Here is a 15,423-nt window from a genome sequence, read left to right as displayed (position 1 = left end):
CTAATTGTTTTTCTCTTCTTGTTGAACCGTTTCACTGCCGTTTTCTGAAAGGGTTTCTTCTGAGATATCCTCTGTGTGTTCCTTTTCTTTTTTTGCCGATCCTTTCGCTTTTTCTTCGGCTTCGCGCTCCTTATCCTCAGGATATTCAACACGGCTGTGATACACACCTACCAAAATGTTCAGGAAGGTTTCTTTAATAACTTGCAGATGACGGAATGTAAGCGGACAATGGCTGAGTTGGCCTTCGGCTACCCGATCATCAACCATGCGATTCACGAGGTTCTCCAATTTACTGTAGGTTGGATTTTTCATGGCTCGTGAAGCCGCTTCAATACCATCAGCCAACAAGAGTATACCGGTTTCCTTGGTGGAAGGGAGAGGGCCTTCGTATCGGAACTGATCTTCCTGAAGCATACTTTTTAGGTTTTCATCTTCCTTGGCTTTTTCAAAGAAATATCGGATTACCGAGGTTCCATGGTGTGTTTTGATGAAATCGATAATGATCTCGGGAAGGTCGGCTTTTTCTGCCATTTTTACGCCTTCGCTGACGTGTGCTTTTATGACCATAGCGCTCATTTGGGGTTTGAGCTTGTCATGTTCATTCCCGCCCTTGCTTTGATTCTCCACAAAATATTCCGGTTTTACCATCTTACCGATATCATGATATAAGGCACCGACACGACAAAGCAGAGCATTTGCGCCGATTGCAGAAGCAGCCGCTTCCGACAAGTTAGCCACCTGTAAACTGTGGTGAAATGTTCCGGGTGCTTTATTCATCAACTCTTTGAGCAGGGGCTGGTTGGTATCACCTAATTCGATCAGCGTGAAATCAGTCGTTACACCAAAAACCTTTTCAAAAAGCAAGATCATCGGGTAGGTAAACAGAATAAAAACACTGCTGATCAAAACGTACAAAATTTCCGAACCGAACTGTTCCCATCCCTTGAGCGCCGTGATGCTAAAAGAGCCTAATATCAGCATGTAGGTCAATAATACGATACCGGGTGTGGTAAAGAAAAATTGGGAGCGATCCCTGATATCCCTCACAGAAAACACACCAAGGCTGCATGCCGCAAAAGTTGCTATCACGAATTCAAAACTATTTCCGTTTACAAGTCCCAAAAGGCTGGCTAACATTATAGAGGAAACCAGTCCTACGCGGGAGTCAAAAATAATAGTAAGGATGATAGGAGCTATTGCAACGGGTATTATGTAGGGATTTGCTATATCAAAATAGTTAATTAAGCCTGCTGCTAACGAAACCAATCCTAAGGTCAAAAATACCAGGAAGAACAGGGCATTGTCGGATGTAATATTTCGCCGGTAAAGGTAGATGTACATGAAGAAAACAAAAGTCACCGCAATGATAATGATCAACTGCCCCCCAAAGCGAATCCAGCGCTCAATCTGAGTGGCATTTTGTGAACGAGCTTCAGCAAGACTTTCAAGGATATTGGCTTTTTCCGAAGTCACCATATCGCCACGGCGAATGATCACCTGACCTTGAGCGATAGCACCGGTAGTTTCTGAGATTCGGGACAGTTCTTCCTGTAACCTGCTTTGGGTGTCTTCTTCGTTATACTTGTAATTCGGACTAATGACTTTATTATATAACTCCAAAGCCAAGCGAACCCGTTGCTCATCAAGTCCTTGGTTCAGCCTGAATTGCATAAATTCATTGGCTTCTCGAAGATCTCTCACCCTTGATAAATCAATGGATTGCTCTGTACTCTCACTTGTGTTTCGCAAAGTGATCTTGTCGATATTCAACGTACTTTTATTGCGATTGATAATACCTTGATTCATCAGTTGGTCAATAAGCGATTCCAGCTGTTGCTTTACCTGAATTCCTTCAAACTGATTTGGTGAAAGATTCTGTTGTTGTACCTGATGATAGCTTTCTAATAAAATTTCCCAGGACGCATCTGTAAGATCGATGTTTGATTCTTCCAAAGAACGGTAAAACTGTAAGCTGTCATCAGGAGCCAATCCCCGATCGTTCTTTGAAGACTGCCATACATGATAATTTTCGAGTACCGGCTGAATTTCACGATACAAAGAATCCAATCTAGTCTGAATGGTGATGGGTACGTTATTGTCTACCCTGAAAATAGGAGGCGTGGTTTCACGAATTTCGCGGCGTTCCTCTTCCAGCTCAGTCGCCGTTTTTTTGATAGCAAAATCAAAAGGGGCGGTCAGATCCGAGTTTCTCCAGGGTTGACCGGTAGTATAATTCAAACCGGAATTGACCGGATTATGAGGTAAAGAAAAAGCACTGATACCGATGAAAAAGACAACAATAGCAAACCGAATGTAAGGATTGCGTTTAAGAGAGTATTTTTCCTGTTCTTTTTTCTTTTTTTCGCCAATGAGAGGAGAAAGCTCTTTCTTTTTTTGGCCTAAGCCTAATTTTTCGAGAAAACTCATTAAAGTGATTCTGTTGAAATTTTTTGAAAGGTTGTTAACCCACGTATAATTTACAAATCTTTTTGCAGTAGTCTGACTACGTTATCCGTAATCATACAAGCATAAATAATGCCTAAATAGATTTGATTGTTGAATATTAGCTGACGATGTTTGCTAACTGCTAACTGCTAACTGCTAACTGCTAACTGCTAACTGCTAACTGCTAACTGCTATATATGTCCTTCAAAACTAAAAAAAGTCTGGGCCAACATTTTCTAACCGATAAGATGGTCCTCTTTCAAATTTTAGATACCATCGATGCGGATGAAAATACCCGGGTCATTGAAATTGGTCCCGGTACCGGAGCATTAACGAAGTGGCTGGCTGAAAAGTTTACGGATTTGCATGCCATTGAATTGGATCAGCGTGCAGTAGAGGTGCTGAAGAAGGAACTACCTGATATTACGATTCATGAGGAAGATGTACTTAAAGTGAATTGGGAAGAACTGGTAGATCCAGATAAGAAGAATATTGTTGTTGGAAATCTGCCTTATTATATCACCTCGCCTATATTATTTGATCTGATGGAAAATCGGAAGTTATTTACGGAAGCCATTTTGATGATGCAGAAAGAAGTAGCAGAACGGCTGGTGGCAGAAGCATCATCCAAAGAATATGGTATTTTAAGTGTGCAGACACAGCTTTTCAGTACCCCGGAAATTCTTTTTGATGTCCATCCTCATTCCTTTAATCCGCCTCCCAAAGTGATGAGTTCAGTCATAAAACTTCATTTCGATAAACCTGATTTACCGGTTTCAGATGATATGATTAAAAAAGTAGTGCGTACAGCTTTTAACCAACGGCGAAAAAAACTAAGCAATTCTCTAAAGCCGGTGTTGGGTGATGATCTGCCCGAAGGATTTAATTTTGATGACAGAGCGGAACACTGGGCGCCCAATATTTATGCAAAGTTGGCAGAGCATTTGGAGCAGTCTGACAGCCTTTCCTGATTACGTCAGATTTCCTTTTAAAAATACACGCTAAATGCCTTTAAAAAGGGAATGATAAAATCCTGATTTGGTTTGGTACGGAAGTTGCATAATGCAGTGCGAAACACTAAAAGGGCATAAGCCCAAGAATTTAAAACCTAAACCAAAATAACAGGAGTCATACAAATGGCTAAGATTCAACCTTTAGGCGACCGCGTGTTGGTACAGGCTGAGCCTGCTGAAGAGAAAACCAGCTCCGGAATTATCATTCCAGATACGGCTAAAGAAAAACCGCAACAAGGTACAGTGGTAGCGGTTGGTGCCGGTAAAGTAGAAAACGGCAACAAGATTGAAATGAGCGTGAAAGAAGGAGACAAAGTGCTCTATGGAAAATATGCAGGTACAGAAGTAACTCTTGATGGAGAAGAATACCTGATCATGCGCGAATCTGATATTATGGGAATCATTTCCTGATCCCGTTTTTTCAAAGAAATTAAATCATAAATAAAAAACGATAAATAATTATGTCTGCTAAGTTAGTTCATTATGACGTTGAAGCGCGCGATGCCTTAAAAAAAGGTGTCGATAAGCTGGCTAATGCGGTAAAAGTTACCCTCGGCCCACGTGGACGCAATGTTGTTATTGAAAAATCATTTGGTGCACCGCTTGTAACAAAAGACGGTGTGACCGTTGCAAAAGAAATTGAATTATCTGACAAGCTCCAGAACATGGGTGCTCAGATGGTTAAAGAAGTGGCTTCTAAAACCAGCGATAATGCCGGTGACGGTACAACCACAGCTACCGTACTTGCTCAAGCCATTTTGAGCGAAGGCCTTAAGAATGTTACGGCCGGAGCTAATCCAATGGATCTTAAATCAGGAATCGAGAAAGCAGTAAATGCTATTATCGAAGACCTGAAGAAAATGAGCCGCGATATCGACGATCGCAAAGAAATTGCACAGATCGGAACCATTTCTGCCAACAACGACGAAACCATTGGTAATTTAATTGCCGATGCCATGGAAAAAGTGGGTAAAGATGGTGTAATCACTGTTGAAGAAGCCAAAGGAACCGAAACATACCTCGAAACCGTAGAAGGTATGCAGTTCGACCGCGGATACCTTTCTCCATATTTTGTGACCGATTCAGAGAAAATGGTTACCGAAATGGAAGATCCTTACATCCTGATCTTTGATAAGAAGATCTCAAGTATGAAGGATCTGCTCCCAATTCTTGAGAAAGTTGTTCAAAGTGGAAACCCACTGTTGATCATCGCTGAAGATATTGAAGGCGAAGCACTTGCTACATTGGTAGTTAACAAATTACGTGGTTCTCTGAAGATCGCTGCTGTTAAAGCTCCGGGCTTTGGTGACCGAAGAAAAGCCATGTTGGAAGACATTGCCATTCTAACCGGTGGTACAGTGATCTCAGAAGAGCGTGGTTACAAACTGGAAAATGCTACCCTCGATTTCCTTGGAAAAGCTTCCCGCGTAACTATCGACAAAGACAACACCACCATTGTAGATGGAGCCGGAGCTGATGATGATATTCAGGCTCGCGTGAACCAGATCAAGTCTCAGATCGAAAGTACGACTTCTGATTACGACCGTGAGAAACTGCAAGAACGTCTTGCCAAGTTGAGCGGTGGAGTTGCTGTTCTGTACATCGGTGCAGCTTCTGAAGTTGAAATGAAAGAGAAAAAAGCCCGCGTTGAAGATGCTCTTCACGCTACCCGCGCTGCCGTAGAAGAAGGCATTGTACCGGGTGGTGGTGTAGCATTATTACGTGCTGCATCTGCTCTCGACAAAGTAAAAGGCGCAAACGATGATGAAAATGTAGGTGTACAGATCATCCGAAGAGCTATTGAAGCTCCGCTTCGCACTATCGCAAACAACGCAGGTGTTGAAGGTGCTATCGTAGTTCAGAAAGTACTGGATGGCAAAGATGCCTTTGGTTATAACGCCCGCACTGAGGTTTATGAAGACCTTATTAAAGCCGGTGTAATCGATCCTACCAAAGTAACCAGAACAGCACTACAAAATGCTGCTTCTGTATCAGGATTGATGCTCACAACCGAAGCTGTTATTTCTGACAAGCCTTCTAAAGGCGGCGACGATGACGACAACGGCGGCGGCATGCCAGGTGGCATGGGCGGCGGAATGCCAGGAATGGGAGGCATGGGCGGAATGATGTAAATCATCCCTCATAAATCTCGAAAGAAAAATCCTGCTTGTGCCGATGGTTTCCGTTGGCACCTCTGTTACAACGCAGAGCGTTGTAACAAGGACTTAGATTTTAAATCCCGTTCAATTCATTTTGAACGGGATTTTTTTATGTCTTCCATTTTCCTATAATTCTGATAAGTAAATTGATTAAGGAAAAGCCATGAAACCAATATTCAGAAATATCCTCGCGCTCATCACCGGTATTGTAGTTGGCGGGTTTGTAAATATGGGCCTCATTATGATCAGTGGATCCATCATTCCCCCACCGGCAGGTACTGATACTACTACCATGGAAGGCTTACAAGAGGCTATGCATCTGTTTCAACCCAAACACTTTTTGATGCCGTTTCTGGCACATGCTTTAGGAACCTTGGTGGGAGCGATGGTTGCGGCTTTTATAGCGGCTAAAGATCCAATGAAATGGGCATTTCCGGTAGGCCTTTTCTTTTTGTTGGGAGGGGTTTCAAACGTGGTTATGTTGCCATCCCCGCTATGGTTTTCAATTGTGGATCTGGTTGGCGCCTATCTACCGATGGCTTATCTTGGAGTATTATTAGCGTCAAAATTTCAACAGGAAAAATAAATTACCATGAAGATTTCAGGAGAATTTGAGGTGAAAACAAAACCGATAGAAGGATATGCTGAGGGAAAAGATGGAGTAAGCATGAATCGGATGTCGATTGATAAAACATTTTACGGAGCACTAAGCGCAACAAGCCGAGGGGAGATGCTGGCTGCAATGTCTCCAATAAAAGGCTCTGCGGGCTATGTAGCGATTGAACAAGTATCCGGTGAATTATCCGGAAAGAAAGGCAGCTTTGTCTTACAGCATTTCGGAACTATGGATAAGGGCACAGAAAGATTGATACTGGAAGTAGTGCCCGATTCAGGAACCGAAGAGCTGGAAGGATTAACCGGTTCCATGAATATCATCATAGAAGATGGAAAGCATTTTTACGAGTTTGACTATCAGCTTCCCAATTGATCTATAAATTGGCCGGGTGAAAGAACAGGGATCGAGGATTCTGCAAAACCGGAGGAATCTCGGGTTACGATGGCATCACAATTTGATTGCTTGGCGATAACGTAGTGAATGGCATCCTCAAAATCCGCCATTTTAATAGCAGAGCCCGATCGATGGTTTCTTTAGTCACGGATCCAACAACAGATGAAGATCTAAGTTCAATAATCAATTCGTAGGTTTTTTCCATAGAAAATCCCGCTTCAAAATGTAAAAGATAGTGTCGAAAGTGTGCGCTGCAATCGTTAAAGTAACCGATCTTTCTTCTGCTTCCTCAAAAACCTTCAATGCTTTGGATGCAAACGGTTTGCGGAATAAAGCAGCATCAAGACAAACATTGGTATCTAAGAGGACATTTTTAAATCCCATATTTATCTTTTAGAGCATCCATCTTCAGTTTTTTGTAATCATAATGATCTAATTTTTCAGATTCAGGGATTATATTATAAATGCGCTCCGCAACACTTCCGGGTTTAGGAGTATAATCTTCAATAGGCTCCGCAACCTGCTGTACGGCCTCTTCAAATAATTTGGAAACACTGATGCCTCTCTCTTTGGCAATCCTTTTAGCCCGCTCTTTGGTGTGTTTTTCTACGTAGGGTTTGCTTACTCAAAACACTTGAAACTGATTAATGCGCATAGATAATATAACGAATACGCACAATATTGCCTATTTCCGCGGCTTTCTACTTCTGATACTTATCATTCAATCCCACGCCTTTTTGGATCAGAGGAATGATCTTTTCAAGACGGCGCTGTTTAGTGGCTTCTTGTTTGGCTTCAGAAATATATTCGGCATATTCTCTTTGTCGACCGGGAGTGAGAGACTTAAATTGCGACTTCAGTTCTTTGTCTTCAGAAAAAGCTTCCTTCAGTAAAGGCGGGATTTTGGCTTCCCGTTTAAGGTCTATTTTTACTTCTTTTCCGGTCTTTTGGTTGTCTATGGCTTGTTGGACGAAGCCCAATACAACGGTATCATCAATTTCCTCTATAGAAGAAAATCGTAATTGCCGCATGGCTTTTGTTTTTCCTTCTTGAGCATTCTCTAATTTTCCTTCAGAATCGTGAAGCAAGGCACCCTGGAAGAACCAAATGCCAAAATGATGTTTGAAGCCACCCAAACCAACTACATTTTTTCCATCGATAGTATAGACCGGCATGTTCCATTTTATGGTTTCTTTCAGGTCGGTTTGAATGAGTAAATTTCGAAGGCGAGCAAGGCCTTCCTCCCATTTTGGATGTTTCGATAAGATCTGATCTACGGTTTTCTTTGCCATTGGTCTGAGTTAAAATTTGAGTGGATTATTTCACAAGAATCATCTTTTTAGTACTTACAAATGTGCCCGCCTCAAGTTTATAAAGATACACTCCGCTTGAAAGATTGGAGGCATCGAAGGAATAGGAATGAAATCCTGCAGACAGAGATTCGTCAACAAGTATTTCAACCAATTGTCCCAGGGTATTATAAACCGAAAGTGTAATGAATGCTTTTTGAGGAAGGCCAAACTCGATAGCAGTTACGGGATTAAATGGATTCGGATAATTTTGCATCAGAGAAAATGTTTTCGGCAAGGCTGATTCTTCAACAGTAGCCGTGTTCTGTTTTAAGAACGTAAGGCTTAGATCATTACCAAATTCGATGGAAGCAGTTTTTGTAAGTAGTTTTTGTGAAGAGGATTCAAGAGGATGCACATCCAGTTCGATCTTTTGGTTCAGGCTGATAGGTTTAGACCATTTTTCACTGTTCAAGTAAATGGAAATATCATCCATATTGTAAGCATCAGTTATACTAAAAAGTACCGGATCTGCATTCGAGCTTCGGATAGAAACAGGTATAGTAATTGACTGACCGAAATCAGGAATTGCATTTATATCTAACGCCGTTTCATCTTCACTTTGGAATGATAAACTCAGATACTCAGCCGTAAAAGGGGGCATCTCTACAGCATCAAGATCATCTTTGGTCTTTTTGGCTTCTTCGTGAATCACTATATATGAACTGTTTCTCAGAGTCTGCTCTTTTGTCGAAATCTCAAAACGTCCATAAAGACTTTTATTCTTGTTCTTGCCATAGAATTCTCCTCCGGCAGTGGCATCATTCGATTCAAATACCAGAGAAGATTCACTCGAAATTGAACCGGAGGATTGTACAAAAAACCCTTGAAAAGGCCTTATTAAACCGTTGGCAAGATCTCCGACACCGGTAACACTGTTATAGGATTTCCATTGTGATGAAACCGGATCATAAGCATAAATTGATCCTGAAAGTTCGGTAGTCCCTGAATTTTGATAAATTTCATCCCAGTCAACAGTCGCGGGAAAAGGATTCCCAACCAAAGTAAAACTATTCTCATTTTGGTTGATATCAGGGGAAGCTACATCGGTGGGTGAACCATTAACGGTAAGTAGTTTCGGAAATCCACGACTGGTAGAATCACCGAAAATGTCTTCATTGAACACATATATGAGAAAAGCGTTACCGGCAGAGATTGTGGTATCGAGATCGGCAACCGGATTCCATCCGGAGTTTGAATTTCCGGCAAAAGCATTGTTCCAGATCCAAACATTGGGACTGCCGCCACTGTAATCAGCATTAAGTGCACCTTGCGTATGCAAAGACTCAAGGAAATTCATGAGGTTGACATCGGTTGGTGCGGTTAGCATTCTGAATCCTTCCTGACCGGTAAGTTCAACGGCAAATTCATCATTGGAATACAGGTTATAGGGATCGATATGAAGGTCGACCGGTATGGTCATTGAAGCATTGTTGGGATCGTTTGTTTCCACGTAAATAGTCCCGTCGTAAATTCCTTCCGTATAGCCGTTCCCATAAAAAGTAACAGAGATGGTATCAGTGGTTCCTGCCGGAATCGTCAGGCTGTTATCACTGATGGACAAGGCAGGACCGTAAAGGTCGTTGGCTGTAATTTGAAGATCATCAATATATATGTAGTCAGAACTGTTGCTGCTTTGAAGGGAGATCTCAAGCATTTCCGGAAAATTCAACCCGCTTGATCTGGTTCTTGTTGTTCCATTATCAAAAATGTAACCTGCTTCTCCGCCATTATCAGCTGTAAGAGTAATTGAAAAATCATGCCAGTTATTATTTGAGTAGGTTTCTCCGTAGGAATAATATAATCCATCGGAATTTTCATAATATCTTATCTGATTGTCATCCTGCAACCAAAACCCGGATGAAATATCTTCACTGGATGGAAACTTGACAATGGCGCTCGGTGATCCTTCCATGTATGCCTTAAAAGAAATGTAATAGTCACTGTATCTGGAGGAGGTGGCAAAATAGGGTGAAAGCAGGCTTGGATAATTTGAGTACATAGGAACTCGCAAAGACTGACTTCCGGAAAATGCCTGAGCAGTTGTAATCTCAAAGTTGAGGTCATCATTTGTGGTTTTCCAGTTGTTATATCCTGAATAGCTACCTGTTTCATATCCTTCGGATTCCTCAAAGCCGTACGAAATCTCTAAAGGTTGTTTTATGGTCTTTGATTTTCTGCTTTTCAGGCTTGTAGAGTAGTTCATTTCTCCATCAAGATAGATCTCTAAATCTGAATCACCTGTGTTGTCAATGATGATATCTCTGACAGAAACGCCGGAAGGATACACCGTATCCTCAATAGCAGTGGTAGATAGAGATAATGAGGGAGGATCGATCACCGTGGTTTGGTAATCAGCGATCCATTTTTTTGAAATGCTCATAGACAAAGTGTTATCAGACGGGCCTCCGGCACCTGAATAAGAACCGGTTAGTGAATCTTCATAAGTAACCCTGGGATTTGAAAAATAAGGTACTGTTTCGGCACTTCCTCCACTCGACAAGCCTTCATAGTGCATGACGGTTACATATTCATTTGAGCTGGAGCCAGAAAAAGAATGTCCCGTAGAAAATTGGAAAATACCGCCTTTTTCACCGGCTGCATTGTTGGCTTGGGTTCGTCCGTGAGCGTTCCCAAAATTATGCCCTAATTCGTGCATCACTGTATAAGTGAAGTAGAGTTGTTGCACTCGGTTTACAGAAAACCCATAATCCGGAGTACCCCCCACTTCATTTGGGCGGTATCCAATTCCTCCTGTACCGTCATTGAAATATTCATAAATGGTAACTAAATCGGCTCCATATTGATCCTGAAGTGCATGAATATCTACCGTATCCGGGGAGCCTGTATAGGTATTCAAAGCCATATCAGTTAAAATATCTGATGCTGAAGTTTCATTGTTATCAGCAATTTCCAGGTAATTAACAAAGCGAATCTTTAACGCCAACTCAGAGTTATCTATGATCGTATTTTTGAAGCTTTCATTTAAAGCGATCAATTCAAAAATGTCAGTCACATTAGAACTGTTAGCGGCCCATTCTTTAGCGGCTGTTGTGTACAGCACCAGCACATCCACGGTGGTGGTATCGCTATAGTCTTCCGGATCATAACTTGGAATGGCATTTTCTCCGCCGGTTTTTGTTATTGATTTTGAATGATTTCGAGGATAAATCGTAGCATCAAAAGCACAGGAATGAGCTTCTTCTGTAATCTCAAAGAAGCGGTATTCACCCTTTTCAAAAGAGAGGCGAAAAGGAGTGCCTTCAAAATGCAAAACACCTGACAGCTTCCTATCCTTAAGTAACAAATAACTATGGCTGTTCCCTTCAATGGGCATTCCTGAAATACCTCTGTAGCCAAATTTGAGGGGTTTCATTCTTTTAACTTGTTGGATATATCGTTTCCCATTCAACTCTAATTCCAGATTTTGACCTTCTTTTAACGAATTCAGTAAAACAGATTCATCGACCCGAACTTGGTAAAGTGTCTCGCCTGTGGACTTGGCGGTTTTTGAATTGAATTTTAAGTCCTGAGCCTTAATCCCAAAAGAGAAAAGAAGAAGAAAGGTGAGAGATGCTATAAATGTTTTTTGAAGGCTGTACATAAAATCAGTTTGATGAAATTATGGACATATCTTAAACAAAAACAGTAGATGAAACAAATTTAGGTGTATAAAAAAAGCCCATGCACAACAAGTTGTGCATGGGCTTTTGGCTACATTCTTTGCAAAGAAATGAACCGATTATCGGTTAAACGTTCATCGCATCTTCCACAAGTTTATTTTGCTCAGCCTCGTGGATCTTCTTCTGTCCAGCAGCAGGAGAAGCGGAAGCCTGTCGTCCGACATACCGGATCTTTTGTCCATCCTGAAGAAGCTCCATAAATCGGGGGGCTACGAAAGTCCAGGCCCCCATGTTCTTGGGTTCTTCCTGACACCAGACAATATCCTTCACGGAAGTGAAATCTTTGAGCTGCTCCTCGATCTCTTCATCCGCAAATGGATAGAATTGTTCGAGTCGGGCAATGGCTACATCTTCGATCTCATTCTCCTGACGGTATTTCAGCAGATCGTAATACACCTTTCCGGAACAAATGACCAACCGCTTAATGGATTTCGGATCCGTATAATCTTTATCTACGATGAACGGCTGAAATTTTCCATCGGCCAGTTCATCCCGACTTGAGGTTGCCATTGGATGCCTGAGCAAGCTTTTCGGAGTCATCAGGACAGCAGGACGTTTGGTTTCCTGAAGCGCCTGACGACGAAGCATGTGATAATATTGAGCCGGGGTAGTCAGGTTCATTACCTGCATGTTATCTTCGGCACAAAGCTGCAGGAATCGCTCGAGTCGGGCAGAGGAGTGCTCCGGTCCCTGTCCTTCGTATCCATGTGGCAAGTTCATGACCAGAGCTGTTTTCTGTCCCCATTTGGCTTCGCTCGAGCTAACAAACTGATCAATGATGATCTGCGCTCCGTTGGCAAAATCACCAAACTGAGCTTCCCAGATCACAAGGGCATCCAGTTTTTCAGCGCTGTATCCGAATTCAAATCCAAGAGCCGCAAATTCACTTAGCAAACTGTTATATACATGAAAGCGAGCTTGATCGTCGGAAAGATTGTTTAGGGGTACAAATTTTTGATTGGTTTCCGTACCGTGAAGTACCGAATGTCGGTGTGAGAAAGTTCCACGCTCTACATCCTGACCCGTCAATCTAATTGTAGTTCCTGTTTTCAGGAGTGAACCGAAAGCCAGTAATTCAGCAAAACCCCAATCGATCTTTTTCTCGTTTTTATCAACGATTTCTGCACGTTTTGCCAGTTGTTTGAGCAACTTGGGATTGGCATCAAAATCTTTTGGAACGGTGTTGAGTTTGACTGCAATTTCCTTGAGCTCCTCAGCAGGATAGGTCGTATCCGGATATGCTTTCCACTCATCCTGAGGCGTTTCGGTTCGATCGATGAGATTGTCGGTCACTTCGAGATTTGGTGCTTTTTTGGCATCCTCAAAAGCTTCTTGCAACAACTGATCAAATTCATCGAAGATCTGTTGTGTCTCTTCTTTTGTGAGCTCTCCAACCTTCACTAAATGATCGGTATATACATCGCGAACGGGAGCGTGATCGTTAATTTCTTTATACATGCCCGGTTGTGTAAATGCAGGCTCATCACCTTCATTATGGCCGTGCTTACGATAGCCAATAAGATCGATGATCACATCTTTACCGAATTTCTGACGGTAATCGAGCGCCATTTGGATGGCGTGAACGGCCGCTTCCGGAGTATCCCCATTTACATGGAAAATTGGGGCAAGAATCATCTTGGCCAAATCGGAAGCATATTCTGTAGAACGCCCGTCTTTTGGAAGGGTCGTAAATCCAATCTGATTATTGATGATGATATGCATGGTTCCACCGGTCTTATATCCATCTAACTGAGACATATTCAAGGTTTCAGCAACCACACCCTGACCTGCAAAAGCAGCATCACCGTGCATTAAAACAGGAACGACACGCTTTTGCGGATCTTCTTTTTCGTGATGATCCTGCATGGCGCGAACGGCCCCCTCAACCACCGGATTTACTGCCTCAAGGTGGGAAGGATTGGGCATTAGTTGCAGCTCGATCTCAGAGCCATTGGCGGTTTTGTGAATGCCTTTTGCTCCAAGGTGATATTTCACGTCCCCGGAACCTTGAATAGAATCTGGATCAATATTTCCTTCGAATTCTGCAAATACGCGGTGGTACGGCTTATTCATAATATTCACCAGCATATTTAGCCGGCCTCGGTGTGCCATACCCATGAAGAATTTCTCGATACCATGCTCCCCGGCGCGTTCCAGCATAAAGTGAATCATCGGGATGAGCGTGTCGGCTCCTTCCAGGGAAAAACGTTTGTGACCAATGTATTTTTTGTGCAGAAATTCCTCAAAAGCCATCGCTTGATTTAACTTGTGAAGGATCTCTCGTTTGTCATCTTTAGAAAGCTGAGCATTGTTGCCGGTGGATTCCATAGATTCCCGCAGCCATTTGCGTTCCTCAAGATCAAGCAGGTGCATGTATTCTACACCAATATTTCCGCAATAAGTATCCCGCAGCAAACTGATGATTTCGCGCAAGGTCGCTCTTTCTTTGCCTCCGAGTCCACCACAGTAGAATTCGCGGTCAAGATCCCAAAGAGAAAGTCCATAATATTCGAGATCCAGTTCCGGATTTTTGCCCGGTTCTTTACCAAGAGGATCAAGATCCGCGAGCACATGTCCGCGCATGCGATACATATTGATAAGTCGCCAAACACCAACCACGCGCTGATCGTGTTCAAGCGTATTGGCACCGCCGGAAAATGGTCCGGAGTACGTATCTTCTCCGTAGGGTAGCGGCTCATAAGGAATATCCAGATCGGCAAAGATCTGGTCGTAAAAATCTTCCTGTCCGCTCAGCAGGTCATCAATTTTCTTCAGGAACATACCGGATTCGGCCCCCTGAATAATGCGATGATCATAAGTTGAAGTAACCGTCATCACCTTGCTAACCCCAAGTTGATTGAGCACTTCTTTGGACATCGCACGGTATTCAGCCGGGTAGTCGATGGCTCCGGTAGCAATAATGGCTCCCTGTGTTTTCATCAATCGGGGAACCGAAGAAACAGTGCCAATGGTGCCGGGATTTGTAATGCTGATAGTGGTACCCTGGAAATCCTCGATTTGTAGATTTCCATTCCGGGCTTTATCGATCAGTTCAGCGTAGGCGTGTAAGAACTCTTTGAAGTTCATTTTGTCTACGCCTTTGATGTTTGGCACCACAAGGTTTCGGGAACCGTCTCTGCTTTCAAGGTCAACAGCAACACCGAGATTTACAGAATCAGGGATCACGCGGTAGTGATTCCCATCCTGGTATAAATAAGAGCTGTTTAAGTTTGGAAATTCTTTAAGTGCACGGATTATCGCCCAGGCAATGAAATGGGTGAATGAAGCCTTGGGTTCGTGGCGACGCAGTAAATGTCGGTTGATGATGGTTCGGTCTTCTACCATCATTTTAACAGGAAGCACACGCAATGAAGTTGCCGTTGGCACTTCCAGCGACTCATCCATATTCTCAACGATCTTAGTAGCTACCCCTTTGATCTTCTCAAGCGTTGCATTTTTGGGAGCTTCAGGTTCTTTCTTTGCTTCCGGCTTTTTCTTTTCCTCCTGTTCTTTGGCCTGAACCTTAGTGTCTCCATTCGAGGGGGCCTGAGTTGGTGTTTTAACAGGTTGGAGTTCTTCAGGTTCGGACGCATCAACCGGTTTCCCTTCGAGCTCATCAAAATAGCGTTTCCAATGGGCAGGAACCGAGGAGGGATCGGATTGATACTGATCGTATAGTTCTTCTACAAGGGCGGAGTTAGGACCGAAGACGGCTTCAAGTGATTTCAATGGTATGTTATCCTCGTGCGATGTTTTGGCAGCGAT

The 15,423-nt window shown here is 42.8% G+C and carries 12 protein-coding genes; 5 read left to right on the top strand and 7 right to left on the bottom strand.

Annotated features, from left to right (window positions below; all coding sequences use genetic code 11):
* Nucleotides 1–2,427, bottom strand: a complete 2,427-nt coding sequence (locus B151_RS0104535; RefSeq protein ID WP_020402419.1) for an HD family phosphohydrolase — start codon at nucleotides 2,425–2,427, stop codon at nucleotides 1–3.
* Between the two features lie 215 nt (nucleotides 2,428–2,642).
* On the opposite strand from B151_RS0104535, the gene rsmA reads away from it, so the two are divergent.
* From rsmA to B151_RS0104510, 5 genes are all read left to right on the top strand, one after another.
* Nucleotides 2,643–3,416 (top strand): 16S rRNA (adenine(1518)-N(6)/adenine(1519)-N(6))-dimethyltransferase RsmA, encoded by a 774-nt coding sequence (gene rsmA, locus B151_RS0104530; protein ID WP_040516580.1) that lies wholly within the window; start codon nucleotides 2,643–2,645, stop codon nucleotides 3,414–3,416.
* Between the two features lie 165 nt (nucleotides 3,417–3,581).
* On the top strand, nucleotides 3,582–3,869 hold the full coding sequence (gene groES / locus B151_RS0104525; protein ID WP_020402417.1) for a co-chaperone GroES: 288 nt from the start codon (nucleotides 3,582–3,584) through the stop codon (nucleotides 3,867–3,869).
* Nucleotides 3,870–3,919: 50 nt separating this feature from the next.
* Nucleotides 3,920–5,590, top strand: a complete 1,671-nt coding sequence (gene groL / locus B151_RS0104520) for a chaperonin GroEL (protein WP_020402416.1) — start codon at nucleotides 3,920–3,922, stop codon at nucleotides 5,588–5,590.
* A gap of 190 nt (nucleotides 5,591–5,780) precedes the next feature.
* Entirely contained in the window at nucleotides 5,781–6,203 is a 423-nt protein-coding gene (locus tag B151_RS0104515) for a hypothetical protein (protein ID WP_020402415.1), read from the top strand.
* A 6-nt stretch (nucleotides 6,204–6,209) separates the two neighbouring features.
* Nucleotides 6,210–6,605: a DUF3224 domain-containing protein gene (locus B151_RS0104510; RefSeq protein WP_020402414.1), complete on the top strand. Its 396-nt coding sequence runs from the start codon at nucleotides 6,210–6,212 to the stop codon at nucleotides 6,603–6,605.
* Here the strand turns inward: B151_RS0104510 and B151_RS20080 are convergent.
* The 6 genes from B151_RS20080 to B151_RS0104485 all read right to left on the bottom strand — a co-directional run bounded on the left by B151_RS20080 (nucleotide 6,590) and on the right by B151_RS0104485 (nucleotide 15,387).
* Nucleotides 6,590–6,736: a PIN domain-containing protein gene (locus B151_RS20080; RefSeq protein ID WP_020402413.1), complete on the bottom strand. Its 147-nt coding sequence runs from the start codon at nucleotides 6,734–6,736 to the stop codon at nucleotides 6,590–6,592. The genes B151_RS0104510 and B151_RS20080 overlap by 16 nt on opposite strands.
* A 73-nt stretch (nucleotides 6,737–6,809) precedes the next feature.
* Nucleotides 6,810–7,010, bottom strand: a complete 201-nt coding sequence (locus B151_RS0104500; protein WP_020402412.1) for a PIN domain-containing protein — start codon at nucleotides 7,008–7,010, stop codon at nucleotides 6,810–6,812.
* A complete protein-coding gene (locus B151_RS20490) occupies nucleotides 7,000–7,185 on the bottom strand; it encodes a hypothetical protein (protein ID WP_425402404.1) in 186 nt (61 codons plus the stop codon). Before B151_RS20490 ends, B151_RS0104500 begins: the two co-directional genes overlap by 11 nt.
* A 142-nt stretch (nucleotides 7,186–7,327) precedes the next feature.
* Complete coding sequence (locus B151_RS0104495) at nucleotides 7,328–7,918, bottom strand: YdeI/OmpD-associated family protein (RefSeq protein WP_020402411.1); 591 nt, start codon at nucleotides 7,916–7,918, stop codon at nucleotides 7,328–7,330.
* 25 nt (nucleotides 7,919–7,943) lie between these two features.
* A complete protein-coding gene (locus tag B151_RS19375; protein ID WP_020402410.1) occupies nucleotides 7,944–11,579 on the bottom strand; it encodes a zinc-dependent metalloprotease in 3,636 nt (1,211 codons plus the stop codon).
* A gap of 145 nt (nucleotides 11,580–11,724) precedes the next feature.
* Nucleotides 11,725–15,387, bottom strand: coding sequence for a multifunctional oxoglutarate decarboxylase/oxoglutarate dehydrogenase thiamine pyrophosphate-binding subunit/dihydrolipoyllysine-residue succinyltransferase subunit (locus tag B151_RS0104485; RefSeq protein WP_020402409.1), 3,663 nt, complete (start codon nucleotides 15,385–15,387; stop codon nucleotides 11,725–11,727).
* Between the last annotated feature and the right edge of the window lie 36 nt (nucleotides 15,388–15,423).

The sequence above is a fragment of the Gracilimonas tropica DSM 19535 genome (assembly GCF_000375425.1).
In the GTDB taxonomy this organism is placed as follows: Bacteria; Bacteroidota; Rhodothermia; order Balneolales; family Balneolaceae; genus Gracilimonas; species Gracilimonas tropica.
Note: the sequence above shows the minus strand (reverse complement) of the source record. Positions and strands in the feature narration are given on the sequence as shown.

Bases quoted from the DNA above. Each gene is read 5' to 3' on its own strand.
- B151_RS0104535 (WP_020402419.1), bottom strand. From the start codon at position 2,427: ATGAGTTTTCTCGAAAAATTAGGCTTAGGCCAAAAAAAGAAAGAGCTT.
- rsmA (WP_040516580.1), top strand. From the start codon at position 2,643: ATGTCCTTCAAAACTAAAAAAAGTCTGGGCCAACATTTTCTAACCGAT.
- groES (WP_020402417.1), top strand. From the start codon at position 3,582: ATGGCTAAGATTCAACCTTTAGGCGACCGCGTGTTGGTACAGGCTGAG.
- groL (WP_020402416.1), top strand. From the start codon at position 3,920: ATGTCTGCTAAGTTAGTTCATTATGACGTTGAAGCGCGCGATGCCTTA.
- B151_RS0104515 (WP_020402415.1), top strand. From the start codon at position 5,781: ATGAAACCAATATTCAGAAATATCCTCGCGCTCATCACCGGTATTGTA.
- B151_RS0104510 (WP_020402414.1), top strand. From the start codon at position 6,210: ATGAAGATTTCAGGAGAATTTGAGGTGAAAACAAAACCGATAGAAGGA.
- B151_RS20080 (WP_020402413.1), bottom strand. From the start codon at position 6,736: ATGGCGGATTTTGAGGATGCCATTCACTACGTTATCGCCAAGCAATCA.
- B151_RS0104500 (WP_020402412.1), bottom strand. From the start codon at position 7,010: ATGGGATTTAAAAATGTCCTCTTAGATACCAATGTTTGTCTTGATGCT.
- B151_RS0104495 (WP_020402411.1), bottom strand. From the start codon at position 7,918: ATGGCAAAGAAAACCGTAGATCAGATCTTATCGAAACATCCAAAATGG.
- B151_RS19375 (WP_020402410.1), bottom strand. From the start codon at position 11,579: ATGTACAGCCTTCAAAAAACATTTATAGCATCTCTCACCTTTCTTCTT.